The sequence below is a fragment of the Glycomyces salinus genome (assembly GCF_016428645.1).
Classification (GTDB): Bacteria; Actinomycetota; Actinomycetes; order Mycobacteriales; family Micromonosporaceae; genus Glycomyces; species Glycomyces salinus.
On sequence record NZ_JAELXW010000069.1, the window covers coordinates 17,037 to 40,065 of the forward strand.

At 71.5% G+C, this 23,029-nt stretch carries 21 protein-coding genes; 10 read left to right on the forward strand and 11 right to left on the reverse strand.

Features of this window, described 5'->3' with window-relative positions; all coding sequences use genetic code 11:
• The first annotated feature begins 68 nt into the window (after window positions 1-68).
• Window positions 69-1,733: a cellulose binding domain-containing protein gene (locus JFB92_RS17525; RefSeq protein ID WP_199041829.1), complete on the forward strand. Its 1,665-nt coding sequence runs from the start codon at window positions 69-71 to the stop codon at window positions 1,731-1,733.
• Between the two features lie 60 nt (window positions 1,734-1,793).
• Here the strand turns inward: JFB92_RS17525 and manD are convergent, their stop codons facing one another.
• The 3 genes from manD to uxaC are packed head-to-tail and all read right to left on the reverse strand — an operon-like array spanning window position 1,794 to window position 5,799.
• On the reverse strand, window positions 1,794-3,032 hold the full coding sequence (gene manD, locus JFB92_RS17530) for a D-mannonate dehydratase ManD (protein WP_199041832.1): 1,239 nt from the start codon (window positions 3,030-3,032) through the stop codon (window positions 1,794-1,796).
• A complete protein-coding gene (locus JFB92_RS17535; protein WP_199041835.1) occupies window positions 3,008-4,408 on the reverse strand; it encodes a mannitol dehydrogenase family protein in 1,401 nt (466 codons plus the stop codon). Before JFB92_RS17535 ends, manD begins: the two co-directional genes overlap by 25 nt.
• Window positions 4,405-5,799: a glucuronate isomerase gene (gene uxaC / locus JFB92_RS17540; RefSeq protein ID WP_372451657.1), complete on the reverse strand. Its 1,395-nt coding sequence runs from the start codon at window positions 5,797-5,799 to the stop codon at window positions 4,405-4,407. Before uxaC ends, JFB92_RS17535 begins: the two co-directional genes overlap by 4 nt.
• 151 nt (window positions 5,800-5,950) lie before the next feature.
• Between uxaC and JFB92_RS17545 the strand changes: the two genes are divergently transcribed.
• The gene (locus JFB92_RS17545) at window positions 5,951-6,976 is read left to right on the forward strand and encodes a LacI family DNA-binding transcriptional regulator (protein WP_199041841.1); all 1,026 of its coding nucleotides are present in this window, start codon (window positions 5,951-5,953) and stop codon (window positions 6,974-6,976) included.
• Between the two features lie 12 nt (window positions 6,977-6,988).
• On the opposite strand, the gene JFB92_RS17550 is transcribed toward JFB92_RS17545, so the two are convergent.
• On the reverse strand, window positions 6,989-8,440 hold the full coding sequence (locus JFB92_RS17550) for an aminotransferase-like domain-containing protein (protein ID WP_199041863.1): 1,452 nt from the start codon (window positions 8,438-8,440) through the stop codon (window positions 6,989-6,991).
• Window positions 8,441-8,500: 60 nt separating this feature from the next.
• On the opposite strand from JFB92_RS17550, the gene JFB92_RS17555 reads away from it, so the two are divergent.
• From JFB92_RS17555 to JFB92_RS17565, 3 genes are read left to right on the forward strand one after another with little or no spacing between them, the layout of a single operon-like run.
• A complete protein-coding gene (locus JFB92_RS17555; RefSeq protein WP_199041866.1) occupies window positions 8,501-9,919 on the forward strand; it encodes a pyridoxal phosphate-dependent decarboxylase family protein in 1,419 nt (472 codons plus the stop codon).
• Entirely contained in the window at window positions 9,912-10,820 is a 909-nt protein-coding gene (locus tag JFB92_RS17560; protein ID WP_199041868.1) for an NAD(P)-dependent oxidoreductase, read from the forward strand. Before JFB92_RS17555 ends, JFB92_RS17560 begins: the two co-directional genes overlap by 8 nt.
• A gap of 60 nt (window positions 10,821-10,880) precedes the next feature.
• Window positions 10,881-11,651 carry an aminoglycoside phosphotransferase family protein gene (locus JFB92_RS17565; RefSeq protein WP_199041871.1) on the forward strand — a complete coding sequence of 257 codons (771 nt, stop codon included), beginning with the start codon at window positions 10,881-10,883 and terminating at the stop codon, window positions 11,649-11,651.
• A gap of 95 nt (window positions 11,652-11,746) precedes the next feature.
• Here JFB92_RS17565 and JFB92_RS17570 read toward each other — a convergent pair whose 3' ends face one another.
• Window positions 11,747-12,520 carry a hypothetical protein gene (locus JFB92_RS17570; protein WP_199041873.1) on the reverse strand — a complete coding sequence of 258 codons (774 nt, stop codon included), beginning with the start codon at window positions 12,518-12,520 and terminating at the stop codon, window positions 11,747-11,749.
• 219 nt (window positions 12,521-12,739) lie between these two features.
• On the opposite strand from JFB92_RS17570, the gene JFB92_RS17575 reads away from it, so the two are divergent.
• Together JFB92_RS17575 and JFB92_RS17580 are read left to right on the forward strand one after the other, a co-directional pair.
• Entirely contained in the window at window positions 12,740-13,297 is a 558-nt protein-coding gene (locus tag JFB92_RS17575; RefSeq protein WP_199041875.1) for a hypothetical protein, read from the forward strand.
• Between the two features lie 115 nt (window positions 13,298-13,412).
• Window positions 13,413-14,282, forward strand: a complete 870-nt coding sequence (locus tag JFB92_RS17580) for a glycoside hydrolase family 113 protein (protein ID WP_199041877.1) — start codon at window positions 13,413-13,415, stop codon at window positions 14,280-14,282.
• Here the strand turns inward: JFB92_RS17580 and JFB92_RS17585 are convergent.
• Together JFB92_RS17585 and JFB92_RS17590 are read right to left on the reverse strand one after the other, a co-directional pair.
• On the reverse strand, window positions 14,279-15,049 hold the full coding sequence (locus JFB92_RS17585) for an ABC transporter permease (RefSeq protein WP_199041878.1): 771 nt from the start codon (window positions 15,047-15,049) through the stop codon (window positions 14,279-14,281). The genes JFB92_RS17580 and JFB92_RS17585 overlap by 4 nt on opposite strands.
• Window positions 15,046-15,966, reverse strand: coding sequence for an ABC transporter ATP-binding protein (locus tag JFB92_RS17590; protein ID WP_199041879.1), 921 nt, complete (start codon window positions 15,964-15,966; stop codon window positions 15,046-15,048). Before JFB92_RS17590 ends, JFB92_RS17585 begins: the two co-directional genes overlap by 4 nt.
• Window positions 15,967-16,108: 142 nt before the next feature.
• Here JFB92_RS17590 and JFB92_RS17595 point away from each other — a divergent pair, with 142 nt between their 5' ends.
• The 3 genes from JFB92_RS17595 (at window position 16,109) to JFB92_RS17605 (ending at window position 18,481) form a co-directional block, all read left to right on the forward strand.
• Complete coding sequence (locus tag JFB92_RS17595; protein ID WP_199041880.1) at window positions 16,109-17,227, forward strand: sensor histidine kinase; 1,119 nt, start codon at window positions 16,109-16,111, stop codon at window positions 17,225-17,227.
• Window positions 17,224-17,874 (forward strand): response regulator, encoded by a 651-nt coding sequence (locus JFB92_RS17600; protein WP_199041881.1) that lies wholly within the window; start codon window positions 17,224-17,226, stop codon window positions 17,872-17,874. Before JFB92_RS17595 ends, JFB92_RS17600 begins: the two co-directional genes overlap by 4 nt.
• A 115-nt stretch (window positions 17,875-17,989) precedes the next feature.
• Entirely contained in the window at window positions 17,990-18,481 is a 492-nt protein-coding gene (locus JFB92_RS17605) for a hypothetical protein (protein WP_199041883.1), read from the forward strand.
• A gap of 21 nt (window positions 18,482-18,502) precedes the next feature.
• Here JFB92_RS17605 and JFB92_RS17610 read toward each other — a convergent pair whose 3' ends face one another.
• From JFB92_RS17610 to JFB92_RS17625, 4 genes are all read right to left on the reverse strand, one after another.
• Complete coding sequence (locus JFB92_RS17610; protein WP_199041885.1) at window positions 18,503-18,931, reverse strand: hypothetical protein; 429 nt, start codon at window positions 18,929-18,931, stop codon at window positions 18,503-18,505.
• A gap of 31 nt (window positions 18,932-18,962) precedes the next feature.
• Window positions 18,963-20,492, reverse strand: a complete 1,530-nt coding sequence (locus JFB92_RS17615; RefSeq protein WP_199041887.1) for a hypothetical protein — start codon at window positions 20,490-20,492, stop codon at window positions 18,963-18,965.
• A 116-nt stretch (window positions 20,493-20,608) separates the two neighbouring features.
• A complete protein-coding gene (locus JFB92_RS17620) occupies window positions 20,609-22,018 on the reverse strand; it encodes an amidase (RefSeq protein WP_199041889.1) in 1,410 nt (469 codons plus the stop codon).
• 8 nt (window positions 22,019-22,026) lie between these two features.
• Window positions 22,027-23,007, reverse strand: a complete 981-nt coding sequence (locus JFB92_RS17625) for a D-2-hydroxyacid dehydrogenase (protein WP_199041891.1) — start codon at window positions 23,005-23,007, stop codon at window positions 22,027-22,029.
• Window positions 23,008-23,029: the final 22 nt, after the last annotated feature.

Consider the following 23,029-nt stretch of genomic DNA (forward strand, 5'->3'; position numbering starts at 1 on the left):
CTCGCCGACCCGATGCTCGGCTGCGAGTCCGACCCCTCGCCGACGGGCCGACCTTGTGGAGAACGACCATGCGAAGAACGACAGCAATCGGCGCCATAGCCGTACCGATCGTCGCGGCGGCCGCCACGATCGCGACCCTCAACACCGCCCACGCCGGTCAGGACGACGTGACCGCGGCGATCACGACCTCCCACTGGAGCGGCGGCTACGGCGCCGAGGTGCTCCTGACCAACGACGGCGACACCGCCGTCAGCGGGTGGACGATCGAGATCGAGCTGCCCGCCGGCACCACCGTTTCGAACCACTGGAGTTCCGAGATGTCCCGGGACGGCCAGACCTACACCTTCACTCCCGTCTCCTACAACCGCGACATCGACCCCGGCGGCACCGAGGACTTCGGCTTCAACGCCGACGGCAACGGCGATCCGCTGAGCTGCACCGTCAACGGCAACCCCTGCGACGGTTCCGGCGGCGGTGGCGACGACACCGAACCGCCCACGGCCCCGACCGGCCTGACCGTCACCGCCACCACCAGCGGCAGCGTGTCACTGTCCTGGGACGCCTCCAGCGACGACACCGGCGTCACCGGATACGACGTCCACCGCGACGGCACCGCGGTCCTCGATGTCTCCGGCACCTCCGCCACCGTCACCGGCCTGGAGCCCGCGACCACCTACGAGTTCACCGTCACCGCCCGCGACGCGGCGGGCAACGCCTCGGCCGCCGGCGGTCCGGTCACCGCCACCACCGACGCGGGCGGCGGCAGCGGCGACACGATCGACGTCGCCACCGGCGCCGAACTCGAGGCCGCGCTCGCCGACGCCCAGCCGGGGCAGACCATCCGCCTCGCCTCCGGCGAGTACCACGGCGCCTTCCTCGCCCAGCGGGGCGGCACCGCCGCCGAGCCGATCACCCTGACCGGCCCCCGGGACGCGGTCCTGATCAACGACGGCGCCTCGGGATCGGGCTCGCCCTGCACCGGGCCCGAAGGGGACTTCGACCCCGGCTACGGGCTCTGGCTGGCCGGCGCGCCGTACTGGAACCTCACCGGCTTCACCATCGCCGACTCCAAGAAGGGCCTGGTGATCGACGACTCCAAGCACGTCACCGTCGACGGGATCTTCGTACACCACATCGACCAGGAGGCCGTTCACTTCCGGCAGTCCTCGGCCGACGGCGTCATCCGCAACTCGCGGATCGAGGAGACCGGCCTGGTCGACCCCGGCTTCGGCGAGGGCGTCTACCTCGGATCGGCGCAGTCGAACTTCGACTGCCACGGCAACGAGGGCGGCATCGACCGCTCCGACCGGATCCAGGTCCTCGACAACTACATCGGACCGTTCGTCCGCGGCGAGTCGATCGACATCAAGGAGGGCACCGAGGGCGGGCTCATCCGCGGCAACACCTTCGACGGCCAGGGCATCTCCGGAGAGCACTACGCCGACAGCTGGATCGACGTGAAGGGCTCGGACTACCGGTTCGAGGACAACACCGGCACCTTCGACGAACCCGGCACCATCGTCCGCGGCTACGCGGTGCTGAACCTGCTCGACGGCTACGGATGCGGCAACGAGTTCCGCCGCAACGATTCCGACCTGGGCGGCGTCGGCGAGCACGCCATCTGGATCCACCACAAGAACGGGGAGTGCCAGGACGACCCGAACGTCGTCTACTCCTCCAATACCGTCACCGGTGCCACGCAGGGGCTGACGAACATCGAGGTCACGCCCTGACCCGCGGCCACGAACGTCGAGCGCCCGGCCTCTGGCCGGGCGCTCGCCTCGTCCGGGCCGCTACCAGTCGTGGACGGTGCCGTCGGCGAGGCGGTTGAACGGCAGGTACGCGGTGATGTAGGGGTACTTCCCGGCCTCGTCGAGGTCGAGGCCGACGCCGAGGCCGGGCTCGTCGCCGGGGTGGAGGTGCCCGTCGGTCCAGGTGAAGGACTGCTCGAACACCCGGTCGGTCCGCTCTCCGTGCATCATGTACTCCTGGATGCCGAAGTTGTGGACCGCCAGCCCCAGGTGCATCGCGGCGGCCATGCCGACCGGCGAGATGTCGGTGGGCCCGTGCATGCCGGACTTGATCTGGTACTGCGAGGCGTAGTCCAGGATCTTCTTCAGGTGGGTGATGCCGCCGGTGTGGGTGACCGCGCTGCGGACGTAGTCGACCAGTTGCTCGCGGACGATCTGCTGGTAGTCCCAGACGGTGTTGAAGACCTCGCCGATCGCCAGCGGCGTGGTGGTGTGCCGGCGGACCAGGCGCAGGGCCTCCTGGTTCTCGGCGGGGGTGACGTCCTCGAGCCAGAACAGGTCGTACGGTTCCAGGTCCTTCCCGAGCCGCGCGGCCTGGACCGGGGTGAGCCGGTGGTGGGCGTCGTGCAGCAGCGGCAGCTCGGGCCCGAACTCGCTCCGCACGGCCTCGAAGACGCCGGGCAGGTGGCGCAGATAGGCGCGCGTGTCCCAATCCTCTTCTGCGGGGAGCGCCCCGCGCTGGGCCGGCTCGTGGTCGTAGCGCACGCCCTCGTTCGCCTCGAAGGTGTCGTTGGAGGCGATGCCGTAGATCGCGTTCAGTCCGGGGACGCCCGCCTGGATGCGGATGGCGCGGTAACCCAGCTCCCGGTGGGCGCGGATGGAATCGAACAGCTCCTTGATCGTCCTGCCGGAGGCGTGCCCGTAGGCCAGCAGCCCCTCGCGCGAGGCCCCGCCGAGCAGTTGGTAGACCGGCATCCCGGCGGCCTTGCCCTTGAGGTCCCACAGGGCCGTGTCGACGGCGGCGATCGCGGCCATCGTGACCGGCCCGCGCCGCCAGTAGGCCGACCGGTACAGGAACTGCCAGGTGTCCTCGATCCGGTGGGCGTCCCGCCCCAGCAGCAGCGGGACGAGGTGTTCCTTGAGGTAGGCGACCACGGCCAGCTCGCGGCCGTTGAGGGTCGCGTCCCCCAACCCGGTCAACCCGTCGTCGGTGGTCAGCTTCAACGTCACGAAGTTCCGGTCCGGGCTCGTGACGATCACCTCGGCCTTGTCGATGCGCATTGCGGTCCTTTCCGGGGCGGTGGAGTCGGTCGGAGGGTCGAAGGAGACCGGACGGCACACAGTACCGTCGCGGCGAAGTCGGCGTCGGCGGCCAGATCGGGCGAGAGGCGTTCGAGGAGGGCCGACGCAGTCGCCGGATGGCCGGGCCGCCCGCAGTTCGCGAGCGCCCAGGCCGCGATCGCCTCGGCGCAGGCGGCGGCCGACCGGCCCGCGGCCCGTTCGGCGAGGGCGACCGGTGCGATCCGGAGTCGGAGTTTGGTGAGGGCGTCCTCGGCTATCTGGTCGAGCCGGTGCTCGATCCGCGGGTTGGCGAACCGCTCGATGAGGTCCGACCGGTACCGGCGCAGGCCGAGGTCGGGCAGGTGCCGCTCGGCCTCGTCCCACAGCGCCTCGGTGCGGGCCCGGCAGACCGGGTCGGCGATCGCCTCGGCGACGGTGCGGTGCCCGCGCCGGGGCCCGGTGGCGGCCAGCAGCGTGTGCGCGCCGTTGAGCAGCCACAGTTTGCGCGCCTCCCACGGCGCGAGGTCGTCGGTGAACCGGGCGCCGGCGGTCTCCCAGGCCGGGCGCCCGGAGGGGAACTCGCCGCACAGGACCCAGTCGCTGAACGGCTCGGTCACCACCGGGACCGCGTCGTGGCGGCCGGTCGCCGCGGTGACGGCGGCGATGTCGGCCGGGCCGGCCCTCGGGGTGATGCGGTCGACCGAAGTGGACACGAAGGCGGCGGTGCGCCGCACGGCCTCGGCCCGGCCTGGCGCGACCTCATCGGCCAGGAGCTCCAGGGCGCGCTGCACGGTCGCGCCGTTGTCCGGCAGGTTGTCGCAGGGCACGACGGCGAGCGGCGGCGCCCCGGCCCGATGCCGCCGGTCCAATGCCCAGAGCACCCGGCCCAGGGCGGTCCGGGGTCGGGCGGTCGGAGCGGCCTCGCCGCGGGCGAGCGAGCGCAGCACCGCCGCGTCGCCGCGGACCTCGGGGTCGCGCATGTCCGGTTCGCCGCCCGCGTCGAGGCGGTAGCCGGCCTCGGTGACGGTGAGAGTGAGGACCGCGACCGCCGGGTTCGCGACGGCCGCCGCGAAGCCGTCGACCTCGTCGCCGGGCGAGGCGTGGACGATGCTGCCGACCGCTTCGCATCGGTCCCCGTCGGGGGTCCGTTCGACGAGCGTGTAGACGCAGTCCTGCTCTGCCATGAGGGTCGCGGTGCGGGAGCTGCGGCCGGTGAACGCGGCGATGCCCCAGTCGGCCGCGTCGGTGGCGCGCGCGGTGTACCACGCCTGGTGGGCGCGGTGGAACGCGCCGAGTCCGAGGTGGACGATCCGCATCGGCGCCGCCGCGCCCGGCACCGCCCCGCGTCCGAGCCGGGGCGCCTCGTCGCCGGTCACAGTTTGAAGACCTGTCGCGGCTGCTCGCACACCAGGTGGTCGATGAGCTGTTCGGCCTGTGGCATCGACACCCGCCCTTCGGCGACGAGCCGGGCGAGGAAGCCGGCGTCGGTGCGGCGGGCGGCGTCGTGGCGGACCGGTATCGACAGGAACGCCCGGGTGTCGTCGACGAAGCCCGAGCCGCGGTAGAACCCGGCGGTCTCGGTGACCGCCGAGCGGAACCGCTCCATGGCGTCGGGGGCGTCGAGGAACCACCAGGGCGCGCCGATGAACACGCTGGGGTAGAACCCGGCCAGCGGCGCGATCTCGCGGGAGTAGGTCGTCTCGTCCACGGTGAACAGGACCAGGTGGAAGTCCTTGACCAGGCCGAAGCGCTCCAGCAGCGGCCGCAGGCCGCGCACGAAGTCGGTGCGGAGGGGTATGTCGTGGCCCGAGTTCGGCCCGAACCGCTCCAGCGCGGCGGTGCTGTGGTTGCGCAGCACTCCGGTGTGGAGGGTCATGACCAGGCCGTCCTCGACGCTCATCCGCGCCATCTGGAGGAGCATGTGCCCGCGGAACTCGCGCTGCTGCGCGGCGTCGGCGGTGCCGTCGACGGCGAGGCGGAAGAGCCGTTCGGCGTCGGCGGGTTCGAGGTCGGCGGTGTAGGGCTCCTCGCCGCCGTGGTCGGCCGAGACCGCGCCGTGGTCGATGAAGTGGCGGCGGCGCTCCTCCAGCGCCGCCAGATAGCCGGCGAACGTCATCGCCTCTCCGGCCGATTCGACCAGGCGCCGGACGCGGCTCGCGAAGCCGTCCGCGTCCGGGTCGAGGTAGCGGTCGGGCCGGAAGGTGGGCAGGACCCGGCCGCCGAGCTCGGTCCAGTTGAGGGAGGCGTGCGCCGCCAGGTCGTCGAGGGGGTCGTCGGTGGTCGCCAGCGCCTCGATTCCGAAGCGCCGGAACAGTGCGCGCGGACGGAAGGCGGGCTCGGCCAGGCGAGCGGCGACGGCGTCGTAGACCCGGTCGGCCGACTCGGAGGTGAGCGGTTCGCCGACCTCGAGGACTTCGGCGAGCGCGTCCTCGAGCCAGTAGCCCGAGGCGGTGCCCGCGAACAGGTGCCAGTGGTCGGCGAAGGTCCGCCAGGCCGCGCGCGGGTCGCGGTCGGCGGCTCGGGCGAACGCCTCCATGTCGACCCCGGCCGCATGGAGGAGCCTGGTCACGTAGTGGTCATGCCTGACCAGCAGGTCGACCGGATCGCGGAAGGGTTCGTCGGACGCCAGCCATGCCACGGGCACGTGCCCGTGCGGGGAGACGATCGGGGCGGCGGCGACCCGCTCGTACAGGACGCGGGCGATGGCGCGGGTGGCCCCGTCGACCTTCAGCAAGCGGTTACCATCTCGGCCTCGGAGTCGGAGCATGGGGCCATTCAAGCATCCGCGGGAGTCGTTGTCAATCGATTGCCAGATGCCGATGAACCCTCCGGAGCCGAACCGAGTGAGTCGGCTTCCACGGCGGTAGACTGAGGTCGCCCATCATCTGACAATCGATTGACACGGGAGCTGGACCGACTTGGACCGGAACGACGCGGAGCCGCCGGGAGCCTCGGGCCGCCGGAAGCCTCGGGCGACCATCTACGACGTCGCCCGGCTCACCGGCGTGAGCCCTTCGGCGGTGAGCCGGGCGCTGAACAAGTCCGGCCGCCTCAACGAGCGGACCGAGCGGCGCATCCGCGAGGCGGCCGAGGCCGTGGGCTACCGGATCAACCCCATGGCGCGGGCGCTGCCGACCGGCAAGACCGGGACGCTCGGCCTGATGGTCTCCGACATCACCAATCCGGTGTACTTCGAACTGGTGCGGGGCGCCGAGCGCGCCGCGTCGCGGGCGGGATCGATCCTGGTCTTCGCCGACGCGCAGGAGTCGGCCGAGCTGGAACTGGCCACCGCCGAACGCCTGCAGCCGGCCGCCGACGGACTCGTCATGGTCGCCTCCCGCCTCGAAGACGACGACCTCGCGCGGCTGGCCTCGGTCGAACCGGTCGTGACGGTCAACCGCCTGGCACCGGGCCTGCCCTCGATCGTGCCCGACCTGCGCCCCGGCATCGAGTCCGCGCTGGACCGCCTGGCCGGGCTCGGACACCGCCGGATCGCCTACCTGTCGGGCCCGGAGGCGTCCTGGATGAACCGCGCCCGCTGGGAGGTCCTGTTCGCACTGGCCGTGGACCGGGGCATGTCGATCGTGGAGGTCGGCTCGGCCGCGCCGACCCGTTCCGGCGGAGCCGAGGCGTTCGAGCGCGTCCGAGCGGCCGAGGTGACCGCGGTGCTGGCCTACAACGACCTCATCGCCCTGGGCCTGCTGCACGAATGCCGCGGCCACGGACTCGACGTGCCGGGCCGGTTGAGCATCGTCGGCTTCGACGACATCTTCGGCGCCGACCTTCCCACGCCCGCGCTGAGCACGATCCGGAGCCCGTTGGCGGCCGTCGGCGAGCTGGCGGTCGAGCGCCTGCTGGCGGCGGTGAACGGCGACGAGACCGGTCCTGGGACCGCCCTGGCGACCGAGTTCGTGGAACGGGAGTCGGTGGCCGCCGCGCCCTAGAAATCGGACGATTCACGCCCGGCCCCGGCCCGGGACCATGTGTCGGCGCCAGGTGCCGGCGAGGGTGGCGACCGCGGTGTCCAGGTCTTCGGGCGGCAGGTAGAACGGGATGCGGATGCTGTCGGCCGCGGTCCCGGGGTTGACGGTGAACGCGCTGCCGGGGACGACGGGGACACCGTCGCGGGCGGCACGCTCGGCGAAGGCGCGGGCGTCGGCGTGCGGCAGCCGGATCCAGAGGCTCGGTCCCCCGGCGGGCGGCCGGTACCGCCAGCCGAGATCCGCGGCGTCGAGCGCGTCCGTCAGCGCGGCCAGCGACGTTCGGAGGCATTCGATTCGCCATTCCCGCACGTCGTCGTAGTGGTGTCGGAGCAGCCAGGCCGCCGCGAACTGCATCGGGGCGGGACTCCCGAGGTCGAGCGCGCGGCGGCGCGCCCGCAGATGCGATGCGAGCGTGCGATTGGTGTGGATCCAGCCGATCCGGAGTCCGCCCCAGAGGACTTTGGAGACGCTGCCGACGGTGGTGACCGCCGCGTCGCTCGGCATTGCCGCCAGCGGCGTCGGAGCGGCCGCGCCGTCGAGCGGGAGGTCGGCGAGCACCCGATCCTCCACGACGGTCGTTCGCGCCGCCGTCGCGGCGTCGAGCAGCGCCCGCCCGCCCTCGGCGCCGATCGCGCTACCGGTGGGGTTATGGAAGGACGTCAGGTAGGCGGCGGCCGGTCGCGTGGCGCGGACGAGGCGGGCGGCCGCGTCGGCCTGGAGTCCATCGTGGTCGACCGGGAGGGTGACGAGCCGTGGCCGCCCGCGGCGGCGGATCGCGTCGATGAGTCCGGGGAAGGTCACGGCCTCGACCGCGACCGGGCGGCGCGGCCGGTGCAGGGCCTCGGCGACCAGGGCGAGGGCCTGTTGGGCACCGCTGGTGACGACGATTTCATCGGGGTGCGCGGCGATGCCGTCGTGGCGGAGCTTCTGGGCGATCGCCTCCAGCAGCAAGGGGTGTCCCGCCGGATACAGGCCGCCTTGCGAGCCGACGGTCTCGGACATGAGGTCGGGGAGCCCTGCGAGCGCGTCGAGGACGGCCGGTGCCGGGGCCGGGCTGGCGATCGTCAGGTCGAGCCGGGGTCGCGGTCCGTCGCCGAACAGGTCGGCGAGCGGATCGGCGGAGACGGCGTCGCCGTTGAGGTGCATGGTCGCGCCCACCTGGGTCGCCGCGCCCTGGCGTCCGACGAGCCAACCGGCGTCGCGGAGCTGGCGGTAGGCGGCGGTGACGGTGTTGCGTGAGACCTGCAGCGCCGCGGCCAGGGCGCGTTCGGACGGCAGACGCGTGCCTTGGGTGACCGCTCCGGTGTCGACGAGCTCGCGCAGCGCCTCCGCGAGCCGCAGGTAGCGCGGCCCCGGTCCGTGGTGCCACCCGTGGAGTCTGGCGGCAAGGTGCTCGGTGCTCAGGCGTGCGGGCGGGTGGGACATGGTGCCACTTTCTCATAAACTGGCTCTTGTTTTCCAGGGCCAGTTTTCTAGACTTGGGGCATGTCGTCGTCCCAATCGCATGGCCCAGACCAGCACACGGAGAGAGCCGAGCTCATCATTGCGGCCGCACACCGGGCGGCGGCGTACGTCGCCGCGGCCCCCGAGCGCGGCGTGTTCCCCGAAGAGGAGGCGTTGCGCGGCCTCGACCGCTTTCCGCGCGACCTCGGCGACAAGGGCCTGGGAGCGGCCGAAGCGGTGGCGATGCTCGACGAGCTCGGCTCCCCGGCCACCGTGGCATCGACCGGCGGCCGGTATTTCGGCTTCGTCACCGGCGGGACCGATCCGGCCGCGTCGGCGGCGTCGGTGCTCTTGAGCGCCTGGGATCAGAACCTGGCGCTGCCGGTCATGTCGCCGGTCGCGGCGATGCTCGACGAGCTCGCCTCCCGGTGGTGCCGCGAGCTGCTGGGCCTGCCGGAGTCGGCCGTCGTCACGTTCTGCTCCGGCGCGTCGATCGCCAACCTCACCTGTCTCGTCGCCGCGCGCGACGCGCTGCTGCACCGGGCCGGATGGAACGTGGAGGAGCGCGGTCTGGCCGGGGCTCCGCGCCTGCGGGTGGTCGCCTCGGCCGAAATCCACGCTTCGGTGTCGAAGGCGCTGCGCGCCGCCGGCATCGGCACCGATCAGATCGAGTCGGCGCCGACCGACGAGTGCGGGCGGGTCGCGGTCGACCGCTTCCCGACCGTCGACGGGCTGACGCTGGTGCTGCTTCAGGCCGGGAACGTGAACACCGGCCACAGTGACCCGTTCTCCGAGATCATCCCGATGGCCCGCCGTGAAGGCGCTTGGGTACACGTCGACGGCGCCTTCGGGTTGTGGGCGGGCGCCTCGGAGGCGCGGCGGCACCTCGTCGGCGGCGTGGAGCTGGCCGACTCGTGGGCCACCGACGCGCACAAATGGTTGAACGCGTCGTACGACTCGGGGATCGCCGTCTGCCGCGACCCCGAGGATCTGCGTCGGGCGATGTCCTTCGACGCCGCCTACCTGGCCGGCGACGCCGAACGAGCCGCCGCGCACCTGGGCCTGCAGATGTCCCAGCGTGCTCGTGGGGCGGAGGTGTGGGCGATCCTGACCAGCCTGGGCCGCAACGGCGTCGCCGAACTGGTCGACCGGTGCTGCCGCCTCGCCGAGCAGATGGCGGGGCTGCTGGAGGCGGCGGGAGCGCGACTGCTCGTCCCGCCCGCGCTCAATCAGGTGCTCGTGCAGTTCGACGACGACGCGACCACCGACGCGGTCATCGCCGCCGTCCAGTCCGACCGGACCTGCTGGGCGGGAGGCACCGTCTGGCAGGGCCGCCGCGCCATGCGCATCAGCGTCTCGGACGCGGCGACCGACGCCGACGACATCGCCTCGTCGGCAGAGGCCATAGTGCGGTGTTGGCGGCGGATCGCCGCCGAGGGCGGTGGGAGTGCCGATGCCTGATGCGACCGTGGTGAAACGGGACGGACCGGTGGGCTTCATCGGGCTGGGGATCATGGGGCGGCCCATGGCGTTGAATCTGGCCCGGGCCGGATTCGAGCTGGTGGCGTGGAACCGCACGCGGTCGCGGTCGGAGGCGCTGGCCGCGGTGGGCGCGACGGTCGCGGCGAATGTGCCCGAGGTGTTCTCGAAGTGCGAGACTGTGGTGCTCATGCTGGCCGACGAGTCGGCCGTCGACGCGGTCCTGGACCGGCGCGGCCCCGGCTTCCGAGCACTCGTCCGCGACCGCACGATCATCCAGATGGGAACGTTCGGCCCGGAGTACGCCGCCGCCCTCGCCGCCGACGTCGCACGCGCGGGCGGCTCGTACGTCGAGGCGCCCGTGTCGGGATCGCGAGGACCGGCCGAAGCGGGCTCCCTGGTGGCGATGCTCGCCGGAGACGAGGAAGCGGTCACCGACGTGCTCCCGATCGTCGAGGCGATGTGCGGCCGGCACTTCGTCTGCGGCGCGGTGCCGAGCGCGTTGACCACGAAACTCGCGGTCAACGTGTTCCTCATAACGATGGCGACCGGGCTGGCGGAGACGTTCCGCTTCGCCGAGGCCGGGGGCGTCGACCCGCGAGTGCTGCGCGACGTGCTCGACGCCGGTCCGATGGCATCGCCGCTGTCACGGGGCAAGGCGGCGAAGCTGGTCGACGGCGACTTCACGCCGCAGGCCGCGATCGCCGACGTGCTCAAGAACAGCGTCCTCATCGACGAGGCCGCCACCGCCCGCGGCACGGCCGTGCCGCTGGTGAGCCTGTGCCGGGAGCTGTACCAGCAGGCGGTGGATCTGGGTCTGGCCAAAGCGGACATGATAGCGGTCGGACACGCCATAGCCGCCCGTTCGGCTCGAACCGAATGAGCAAGAGCGCAGCGCGCGAATCGGGTTGCCGTCCGGAGCCGGCGCTGGGAGGTTGAGGGTATGGAACATTCCGAGGTGCTGCAGGACGGGCCGCTTCGCCGCGTCGAGCGGTTCGGGAACGCGGTGCATCGGCCCGCCATGCCGTGGACGGTCACGATTCACCGCCTGCTCGATCATCTGCGCTCGGTCGGGTTCGACCTGGCGCCGCGGCCGTTGGGCTTCGACGGCCTCGGGCGCGAGGTGCTGACCTTCATCGACGGCGAGTCGGGCCCGGCCGGTTGGGCGAAGGTCACCGGCGACCGCGGACTGACCACGTTCGCCCACGTCCTGCGCGATTACCACCAGGCCGTCGCCGAGTTCCGGCCACCGCCCGGGTCCGCATGGGCGGACGGCACCGGAACCACCGGTGAGGGCGAGACCGTCTGCCACGGCGACTTCGGCCCCTGGAACCTGGTGTGGCGGGGCGACCGCCCGGTCGGGCTGATCGACTGGGACTACGCGGGTCCGGCGCCGGCGATTCGGGACCTGGCCTGGGCCCTGCAGTTCGTCGCCCCGTTCCGCGACGACGCCGAGTGCCTTCGCTGGCTGCGCTACGAGCGGGCGCCCGATCGCCGCCGCCGGATCGAGTTGTTCTGCGTCGCCTACGGCCTCGACTCGACCGACGGCATCGTCGACGCGGTGATCCAGACCCAGCGGGCCGGCATCGAACTGGTCCGCCGCCTCGCCGCTCAAGGGCGGCAACCTCAAGCGGACTGGGTCGCGAACGGCGTGCTCGACGAACTCGACCGCAGGCTCGACTGGTCGGTCGCCAACCGCTCCCTGTTCGAATAGACCGGCTCCCTCCCAGTCGCGCAGGTGGAACGAATGCCCTCCCTCCCGCGTCGTCCGCCTGGTGGTCCACCCGCTTGCCGGAAGTCGCGTACTCGCTATCGAGGGCGTGAAATCCGATCGGGCTCGGACGCGTCCGCACTCGTGCGGTCGGGAACGAACTCCACCAGGCCGCGGTCGAACAACCTTCGCTGTCTCACCTGCCAAAGCGGTTCGTGCCAGTTCTCGGGAGGTTCCGGTGTCTGCGTCAGCGTTCCGACCCGGTCGCCCCCGATCTTGACGCACCATCGCCGTTCACCGCTGGACAGGGGCGGGAGCAGCCGCATCCCCAGGAGTATCCGGATCACGTCCTTCGTTCCGACCTCCCGCCGAGCGATCACCTTCGCGGAGACTGCCCCTGTATCGGTACCGGCCGACGCTGATCGAAGCCGGACGATGAGTTCCCCGGTCAAGGCGAATCCCAGCGGAGGTCGCATTCCCGGGCTCATCCAGCCGAGGGCCCACGCGGTCCAGACGAGCACCAGCGATATCAGGCACAAGGTGACGAACGCCCCCGCGGCACCCGGGCCCCAGCCAGTTCCTATGGCGTTCATCACTCCCATGGCGATCGGCACGCTGCCCCCGAACATGGAGACCAGTATCAAGTGGTCGAACTCCGCATCGACCTTGACGGCCTCGGGGAAATTGCGCCGGACCAACAGCGCCGTTCCGAAGACGACGGCCGCGATGACGGCCAAGGCCAGGACGAACCTGAGCGGTGAATCGTACCGGACGATCCGCACCGCCAGGATGAACGTCGGCGTCAGTATCAGCGTGAACCAGGCGATCTGGTACGCCAGCGGCGGGCCGAATCGTACGGCGAATGCCTTCATCGCCTCTCCTGCGTGCGTCGGGGGCGGACGCCGACCGGAGAAGGACCGCGCCCGACGTGGAGGTGATGACGAGCCGGTTCCCCGGCCAGGAAGCCACATGGCCTGCACACATTAACAGTCCGCTACCGTCCGTGCTCTCCCGCGAGGAAGGACGGACCCGCGTCCGGCGGAACGAGCGGAGGTCGGCGATCATGGGACGACCGAGAGAGGATTGGTCACATGAAGTTCCGTGCCGCCCCCTGGATGTCGATGCTCGTCGGCGTCCCATTCGCCGTGATCTGGCTGCTCATGGTGACGTTCGGTTCCGAGGTGAGCTTCGAGGGCCTCGCCTGGCTCTACGGGACCGCCGTCGCCTTCGGCTTCGGGCTCCTGGTCGGCCTGATCGTCGTCGCCATGCCCACGAGCAAGCTCGTCGACGACCGGATCATGATCCGGTCCCGGTACGGCTGGACGACCGACCTCGAACTCCAGGAGGGCGACCGGTGGGTGATCGTGAACGGCAGGGTCTGCATGGAGCGGTCCGACGGGACGCTGAAGAAGTCCGCGATCGCCAGGTGGGCCCTCGCCGGGCGCGACTGGAAGAAGTTGGAGGGGATGATTCCCACCGTCGACCGGCGCGGAAATCGGGCCTTACAACACTGGTATCGCGCGGCGTCCCGATCGAGCTCCGGGTCGATTGCCTGCGTAGAATCCCGGCTGTGCGTTCAGAAACCAGTTCGAGCGCGCCGGGGGCCGGGGGCGCGGGAGCGGTCGTCGGCGAACACGGACTCGCCGTGAGGTCGAGCGCACGCTGAACGTCCGCGGCATCTCCTACCTGCTCGGCGAGGCCGACGCCGACGAGACCCGCCGGGACCTGGAGGTCATCGCGCGGGACCTGCACTGCAACGCGGTCATGCTCATCGGCGGCGACACCGAGCGCCTGATCGCGGCCGCCCGCGCCGCGATCGAGACCGGCCTCGAGGTCTACATTCGCCCCGACGCCACCGACCGGCCCCGGCGCGAGCTGTTCGAGCAGTTGGAGGCCGTCGCCGAGGGGGCCGAGGCGCTGCGCCGCGAGCACCCCGACCACGTGACGCTCCTGGTCGGCAGCGAGTTCTCGCATGCCGCGCCCGGCATCGTCCCCGGATTCCGGTCGTTCCTGCGCCTCCAGCTCATCCTGCGGTTCCACCGGCTGCTGCGGCGCCGGATCGACCGGAGGCTCCATCGGTTGCTCGCCCGCACCTCCGTGGTCGCACGCAGCCGCTTCAACGGCCCGGTCCCCTACGCCGCGGCCGGGTGGGAGGAACAGGTCGACTGGTCCCTGTTCGACCTGGTCGGCGTCAGCCTCTACCGCTCCGGGCGCAACCGGTCCGCCTACACCGGACTGGTTCGCGGCCTAGTCGGCGGCCACGGCAAGCCGGTCGTCATCACCGAGTTCGGCTGCGGCGCCTTCACCGGGGCCGACCTGCGCGGAGCCGGCTCGTTCCAGATCGTCGACTGGTTCGCCGAGCCGCCGCGGATCCGCACCGACCATCCGCGCGACGAGTCGGTGCAGGCCGGCTACACCGGCGAGCTCATCGACCTGTACGACGCCGAGGGCGTCCACGGCTGCTTCGTGTTCACCTTCGCCATGCCCGACTTCCCTCACCGCGACGACCCGAGCCTCGACCTCGACAAGGCCGGCTTCGGTGTCCTGGCTGTGGCCGAGGACGGCAGCAGGCGCCGCAAGGAGGCGTTCCAGCGGATCGCGCGGCGCTACGGCGACCTCGCCGGGGCGGATTAGGCGTCCCAGCGGAAGAGGCGGATCGCGATCGCCGTGCTCACGATGATCGCGGCCGCCATCGCGATCAGGTGCGCCGGGCTCTGGTCCGCCCCGACCCAGGCGTTGCCGACCGCCTGGACCGACGCTCCGAACGGCAGCACCTCCCCCACCGCCGCGACCGGACGCGGCAGGTTCCCGGTGGGACCGAACATGCCGCCGGTCGCTCCGAGGGCGAAAAAGATCACCAAACCGATCGCCACCGAGGCGTTCGGGCTCGGGGCGATCGCGGCGACGAACATGCCGATCGCGTACATCGTCAGCGCCGCCAACCCGAGCACGGCCAAGGCCGCGCCGAGCCGGTCGGGCAGGCCCACGTCGAAGAACGCCATGGCCGCCGCCACGCCGATGACGACACCGATGACGGACTGGACGATGCCCACGATGACCTGCGCGGCGAGGACCATGGCCGGGTTCGCGGGCGTGGCCGACAGTCGCCGCAGGATTTTCGTGCGGCGGTAGTAGGACAGGAAGCTCGGCATGTTGACCACGCCGATCATTGCGATCACGATGGTGAGCGCCACCGGCATCACGTACCGCTCGAACACCGGGATCCCCTCGTAGGCATCCTCGCCGCCGAAAGCGAGCCCGTTCATGACCAGGATCAGCACCGGCAGCCCGAGCGGGACGACCAGGCCGGAGGTGTCGCGGGCGACCATCTTGGCCTCGGCGGCCACGAGGATCGCCCAGGAGCGGGGCCCGGGGCGGTGGACGGGAACGGTCTCGGTCATGCCGACTCCTCGGATTCGATCGGGTTTCCGGTGAGCGCCAGGAAGGCGTCCTCGAGCGTGGCCTGCTGGTACCGGGTTCCGGTGGCGGCGACATCGGCCTTGACCAGGGCCGAGCTGACCGCTTGGAGCAGGTCTCCGGTGCCGGTCACGGTCACCTCGCGGTCGTCGGCGCGCACCGAGCGCACCTCCTCGACGCCGTCGAGCACGGCGGGGTCGAACCGCCGGGCCACCCGGAAGCGCAGGATCTGGTCGAGCCCGGCGCGGGCGACGAGCCCGGCCGGGGTGTCGACGGCCACCACCCGCCCCCGGTCGATGATCGCGACCTGCCCGCAGAGCCGCTCGACCTCCTCCATCTGGTGGCTGACCAGGACCACGGTCACGCCGTCCTCGCGGAGGTCCTCGACCATCGACCACATGCCGCGGCGCGCCTCCGGGTCGAGTCCGGTGGTGAGCTCGTCGAGGATGACCGCGCGCGGCCCGCCGGCGAGGGCCAGCGCGATCGACAGGCGCTGCTGCTGGCCTCCCGAGAGCCGCTCGAAGCGGGTGCCGCGCTGCTCGGTCAGGCCGACGCGCTCGATGAGCTCCTCCGGGTCGGCGCCGCTGCGGTAGAACGACCGGTAGAGCCGCACGAGCTCGGCGACCTTGAGTGCCCCGTGCACGTAGGCGTCCTGGAGCTGGACGCCGAGGACCTGCCGCAGCCGGGCCCGGTCGCGCCAGGGGTCGAGCCCGAGGACGGTCACGGTCCCCGAGTCGGGGCGGCGGAGTCCGGCGATGGTCTCGACGGCCGTGGTCTTTCCGGCGCCGTTTCGGCCCAGCACGCCGTAGACCTCGCCGGTCTCGACGGTGATGTCGATGTCGTCGACGGCGACGGTGTCGCCATAGCGTTTGCGCAGTCCGCGAGCTTCGATGGCGGGCACTCCGGGCCTCCTCGTCCTCAATCTGTTCCGGTTCTCGACGCTATGGGCCCGGCGGGTCCTCGCGCGCGTGCGAGAGGTCATGGATCCGACCCGTGACTTCCGGCACGGGCGATCGGAGCCGCGGCTGCGTAAGCTGATCGGGATGAGTCGGATGGCGGCGCAGTTGCTGGGCGGGGTGTTCGCGACGCTCGCGTGCCTCGCGCCCGCCGTGCCGGTCGTCGTGATGCACTCGCGCGGCGAGTGGACCACGGCGATTCCGGTGGGCTGGTGGCTGGCGTGCTACGCCGTCTTCTTCGTCGCGCTCGTGGTCGCGATGTGGCTGGCCGAGATCGTCTCGCACCGCCTCCGGTCGGCCGCCTTCGCCGTCCAGGTCGTCGCGGCGCCGGTGCTGGTGCTGACCGCGCCGGGATTCGGGTGGACCGCGATCCTGCTGGTGTTCAACGCCGCGTTGAGCGCCGCGCTGGTGCGGGCGCGGGTCGCGGCGGCGCTGATCGCCGCCAACACCGCGGTGGTCGCCGCTTCGGCCCTGCCGTCCTCGTCGGCGCTCGAGATCGCGATGGGGTCGATGCTGTACCTGGTGCTCCAGGCCGCGGCGTATCTGGGTCTGCTCGCGATGCTCCGGGAGGGCGAGTCCCGGTTGCGGCTGTCGGAGGCGAACGTGCGGCTGCGGGCGGCGGCCGCGCTGCTGGCCGAGTCCAGCCGGGCGCAGGAGCGGCTGCGGATCGCGCGGGAGCTGCACGACCTGATCGGCCACCAGTTGACGGTGCTGGCACTGGAACTGGAGGTCGCCTCGCACCAGGCCGAGGGGGAGGCGGCCGAGTCGGTCGGCCGAGCCAGGGCGGTGACGCGGAGCCTGCTGGCCGACGTGCGCGGCACCGTCGGCGAGATGCGCGGCGGCGACCGGCGGCTGGGCGAGGCACTGGAGTCGGTCGTGGCGGACCTGCCGGAGCCGTCGGTCCATCTGCGCGTCGACGAGGCGGCGGTGGTCGACGAGGCGCGCACGGCGGCGCTGATCCGGTGCTCGCAGGAGGTCATCACGAACGCGATCCGCCACTCGCACGCGGCCAACCTGTGGATCGAGGTCGCCGCCGAGGGTGACGCGCTCGTCTTCGAGGCCCGCGACGACGGCGTGGGCGCCGCCGAGGTCGTCCTCGGCAACGGCCTGCGCGGCATCGCCGAGCGGGTCGAGGCCCTCGGCGGGACGGTCGATTTCCGGGGCCGGGACGGCTTCCGGGTCCGGGCGGAGGTGCCGGCCGGATGATCCGGGTGTGCCTCGTGGACGATCAGACCCTGGTGCGCCAGGGCATCCGGCGGCTGCTCGACCTCAGCGACGAGGTCGAGGTGGTCGCCGAGGCCGACGACGGCCTGGCGGCGATCGACGCCGTCGGCCGGGAGCGGCCCGACGTGCTGCTGCTGGACCTGCGGATGCCGCGCTATGACGGGATCTGGACGCTGGAGCGGCTGCGGGAGCGCGGCGTCGACGTCCCGGTGCTGGTGCTGACGACGTTCGACGACGACGAACTGGTGCTCGGGGCGCTGCGGGCCGGTGCCCGCGGCTACCTGCTCAAGGACGTGACCTTGGAGCGGCTGGTGGAGGCGGTGAAGACGCTGGCGTCCGGCGGCACGCTGCTGCGGCCGGCGATCACCGACCGGCTGCTGCGGGCGCTGCGCGAGGGCGAGGCGCCCGCCTCGGAGACCGGGGCGTCCGCGCCGGTGCCGCTGACCGAGCGCGAGCGGGAGGTGCTGCGGCTGCTGGCGGCCGGGCTCAGCAACCGGGAGATCGCCGAGTCGCTGTTCCTGGCCGAGGGCACGGTGAAGAACCACGTATCGAACGTGCTCATGAAGCTGGGCTCGCGGGACCGGACCCGGGCGGTGCTCCGGGCCCTGCATCACGGGATGCTCGACTGAGACCCGCTGGACTATCCGGGCGGCGGGAGGGCGGGCCCGCTATCGGTTTGCGGGCGAGATCTATTGTTCTCATCGAAAGCACCGAACGATTCTCAGACCCGGAGTTGGAACAGCGATGAGCGGATACGAAGACCCCACGGGCGGCGACGACTTCGGGGCGGACGAGTACGAATCCGACCCGACCGAAGACTTCACCGCCGAGGACACGTACACCGACGACACCTATGCCGACGACTCGTACACCGACGACACGACCTCGGACGACGTCTACACCACCACAGCCGACATCGACATCGACGGCGACGGCGTGAACGAGTCGGCCGGCTATGACACCGACGGCGACGGCGACATCGACACCATCGCGTCCGACATGGACGGCGACGGCTGGGTCGACACGGTCGTCAGCGACACGAACAACGACGGCTACGCCGACACGGCCTACGTCGACACCGACGGGGACACCTATCTGGACACCGTCGCGACCGACACCGACAGCGACGGGTTCCTCGACACCGTCGAGTCCGACACCGACGGGGACGGCTTCATCGACACGGTGGCGACCGACACCGACGGCGACGGCACCTTCGAGACCGTCGAGCAGGTCTGAGGCGATTCCGGGCCGGTGGGCCTAAGCCACCTGGCCCGGGATGAACCTCAGGACCGCTCGGTCCCCTTCGACGGCCACCATGTCGATGGTGAGGGTGTCGCCGAATACGGCCGTTCCGCCCTCCCCCATGGACATCGTCGTGCCGCCGTTGAAGATCGTGACGCTGCCGTCGGCCACCGACACGTCCAACGGCCCCGTTTCGGAGTCGATCCGGGCCTGGCCGATGACCAGGACCTCGCAGTCGTTGTCGGCGCAGGCGCTGTAGTCCTGGCCGTCGGCGCTCTCGGGGAACGGCTCGTCGCTCGGAGACGGAGTCTCCGCCAGGGTCGGCAGGTCGGTGACCTCCTCCAACGACTCCGTCTCCGGCGCGGGCGAAGCCGCTTCGTCCGCGCCGCAGGCGGTCAGGGCCAGCGCGGCGGCGAACGCCGGCAGGGCTCGGACAGGGTTCACGGTTCCTCCTCGTCGGACGCGTCCGATCCGTTCAGCCCTGGATCGGCTCGAACATGTCGCGCACGTCGGCGTTGCTGTACTCGGATTGGACGGCGTCGACGTTGCGGTAGTAGAAGCTGCCCGGGCACGGGTCACCGATCTCGCGGCTGTACTGGTCGACCACTTCTCCGGTGCGCAGCTCGTAGACGGTGATGTCGAACCGCGCGCCGTAGAAGAACAGCCAGATGACGTCGCCGCCGGAGGTGCTGTAGCGGCAGGCTTCCTGGAACTCCCCCATCGACGGCCCGTCCACGCAGGTCACCAGCACGGTGTCGTCTACGCCTTCGGAGACCCACGAGCCGGGGAAGTCGTACTGCTCGGGGCTGAGCCCGAGCGTCCACATCGTGTGCGGGCCCGAGCCTTCGTGGGCGGGGGCGCCGCGCCACGGCGACGGGTCGGAGCAGTAGGCGCCATGGTTCAGCAGGTCGGTGACGTCGTCGTACTCGATCTGGTACTCGACGTCGTAGAGTTCTTCGGCCGCCGCTTCGGCGTCGGCGTGGTCGGGGTGGTCGGCGAGGAACCTCAGGTAGGCGGCCTGCGCGCCGCCGAGGTCTCCGGCATCGACGCGTTCGCGGGCGCAGGCGAGCAGGCGAGGGGGCACCTGGTCGGCCGCGGCGGCGATGGGCTCGCCGAGCGAAGGGGCCTCCCAGGTCTGGCCGCCGAGCCAGGCGTCGACGGTGGCGGCGTCGCAGACGGGCGTGTCCTCGGCGAGGTCGGACATGAGGGCCTCGACGGTGTCGCGGACGCGCCAGGACTGGTCGGGGTCGTTCGCGAGCGTGTCGATGAGCTGCTCGAATCCCGACCGCATGAGTTCGGCGACGTCGCCGCCGGCGCGGGCGGCCTCGAAGAACATCCCGGCGCGCTCGGGCCCGGCGCCCTCCCACAGCGCTCTCGGATGCTCCATATAGGTCGTGATCGTCGCCGCGCCGGTCTCGGGGTCCTGCGCGCGGGCCTCGTTCAGGATCCGGCATGCCTCCAGCTGCTTCTCCCCCTCGACGACCATGGCGCCGAAGGCGGTCCGGTGGGCGGTGTCGAACGAGGCCAGGGTGTCGGCGGCGGATCCGCAGTCGCCGGCGGCGTGGTCGTTCTCGGCCCCGTGCACCATCAGCCAGGCGTCGCCGCGCAGTCCCAGGACCGCGAGCAGCACGAGCCCGGAGCCGCCGAGCGCGAGCAGGCGCTCTCGGGGCCGGCCGCCGGGCAGTTCGGTGTCGACCAGCCGCCGCGGTTCGGTTCCGCGGGTGAGGATCCAGCCGTGCAGGCCCATCGCGAACCACCACGCCCCGAATCCGATTCTCCACCAGAGGTTCCCCGGGTCCGCGGTCATGAAGTATCCCAGGAGCCCGGTTCCGGTCAGGGCGGCGGCCGCGAGCCACCAGCGCCCCAGCAGCATGTATCCGAATCCGAGCCCGGTGGCGTTCCCGGAGACCACGGCCGTCGGATCGGCCGCGGGCCGGATCCGCGCGGGCCGCGGCGGCGGTGGCGGAGGCGCCGGGAACGGCGGCGGATACATCTCGGGGTACAAGGGTCCTCCTCGGTCGGCGGTCCTTCGAGTGGACCATGACCGGTGCGGGACCGGTCCCGCTCGGAATCACGCCGAGAAGGTTCCTCGTATTCGGGTGTGGCGCTGGTGGTCCGGCGCTACCGGAGGGAGGCCGGGCGGGTCGTCGGCCACTGGCTGACCTCTTCGGCCAGCTTGGCGACGGCGAGCACCAGGTCGTCGGAGTGGCGCGGCCCCACGATCTGCATGCCGACCGGGAGGCCCTTCGAGGTGAACCCGACCGGGACGCTGATCGCCGGCTGCTGGGTCATGTTGAACGGGTAGCTGAATCCGGCCCACCGCTGCCAGCCGGACAGGCCGCTTCCGGGCGGGACGTCGTGCCCGGCCTCGAACGGCGGGATCGCCACCGTCGGCGTGATCAGCACGTCGTGGAGGGTGTGGAACTCGCCCATGAGGATGCCCAGGGCCGCCCGCACCGCGAGCGCGTCGAGGTATTCGCTCGCCGAGTAGGTCAGGCCCTGCTCCCAGGTGCGGCGGAGACCGGGGTCGATCTTCTCGGCCGAACCCTCGGGGAAGCTGTCGAGCCACTTGGCCGCCCCGGCGGACCACAGCAGTTCGAACGACTCGACCGGGTCGCCGAAGCCGGGGTCGGTCTGCTCGACCCGCAGGCCCTCCTCGTTGAGCGCGGACACCGCCGCGCCGACGATCTGGGAGACCTCTGGGTCCACCTCGAGGTAGCCGAGGTTCGGCGAGTAGGCCGCGTTCAGTCCACGCACGTCGCGCCGGACGGCCTCCCGGTAGGCGGCCATCGGCGGTTGCAGCGCGGTCGGGTCGCGGTAGTCGGGGAGCGCGAGCACGTCGAGCATGAGCGCGACGTCGTCCACCGAGCGCGCCATCGGGCCGGCGTGGGCGAGGGGGCCGAACGGGCTCGCCGGGTACAGCGGGATGCGGCTGCCGGTGGGCTTGAATCCGACGACGCCGCAGAACGAGGCGGGGATGCGCACCGAGCCGCCCCCGTCGGTGCCGACCGAGAGCTCGCCCATCCCGGCGGCGAGGGCCGCGGCGCTGCCGCCGCTGGAGCCTCCCGGGGTGAGCGCGGGGTTCCAGGGGTTGCGGGTGATCCCCTCCAGCGGGCTGTCGGTGACGGCCTTCCATGCCAGCTCCGGGGTGGTGGTCTTGCCCAGCAGCACCAGCCCGTGCTCGCGCAGTCTGGCCGTCACCGGACTGTCGGCGTCCCAGTCCTGGTCCCGATCGATGCAGCGGGAGCCGCGCAGCGTCGGCCAGCCCCGGGTGAGGAACATGTCCTTGATGGAGGCGGGCACGCCGTCCAGCCATCCGATGGGGTTGCCTTCGAGCCAGCGCGCTTCGGACTCCCGGGCGCTGTCGAGCGCCGCGTCCGCATCGACCAGGCAGAAGGCGTTGCACTCGTCGTTGCGCTCGTCGATCGCGGTCAGGGCCGCCTCGGTGGCCTCGACCGGGGACAGCTCTCGAGTGGAGTAGGCGGCGGCGAGTTCGCTCGCGGTCAACAGGGCACTGGTGTTCACTGGCATGTCTCTCCTCAAGCCGCGGATGACGGGACGTAGCCCAGGCGTTTGTCCACGACGTTCAGTAGCGGCCGTCCCGCGCGCCATCGCTCGAAGTTCTCGGTGAACCTCTCGACGAGGATGCTACGCCAGCCGACGACGTCGCCGGACATGTGCGGTGACACCACCACATTCTCCATGTTCCAGAGCGGGCTGTCGGCCGGAAGCGGTTCGGTGTCGAAGACGTCGAGCGCCGCGCCCGCGATCTCGTTGGAGCGCAGCGCGGCGATCAGGTCGCCGGTGGCCACGAGCTCGCCGCGGCCGACGTTGATGAAACGGGCGCTGGTCTTCATCGCGTTGAAGGCCCGCGCGTCGAATACTCCTTTGGTCTGCTCGGTCAGCGGGGCGACCGCGACCACGTAGTCGGCTTCGGGGAGGCGGTCGGTCAGCTCCGTCGACGGGTGGACGACGCCGAAGTCCGGGTCGTCGGCGCGCGTGGTGCGGCCGATGCCGGTGACGCGCATTCCGGCGGCGCGCAGCATCCGGGCGATGGCCCTCCCGATCGGTCCGGTTCCCATCACCATCGCGTGGCGGCCCTCGATGCGCTCGGTCTCACGGTGGAGCCAGCGGTTCTGGTCCTGCAGTCGCAGTGAGCGCGCGAAGTCCTTGGCGAAGGCGAGCACGACTCCGAGGACGTACTCGGCGATCGGCGTGTCGAACACGCCGCGGGAGTTGGTGAGCACCACGTCGCTGTCGCGCAGTCCGGGGAACATGACCGGGTCCACCCCGGCGCTGGCCATGTGGACCCAGCTGAGGCGGTCGGCCGCGTGCCAGGCGTCGGGTACCGCGCTAGAAAGGAAGTCATAGACGAAGAGCGCGTCGGCCCCGCGGAGGGAATCGGCCAGACCTTCGTCGTTCGTATAGCGAACAGTTGCTGATTGCTCGATGATCTGCATACCGTCGGGCGATCGATCGCCGCATAGAACTGTGAGCACCGGGAAATCCTCGCCGACCATGGTTGACATTCTAGGAGGTAGT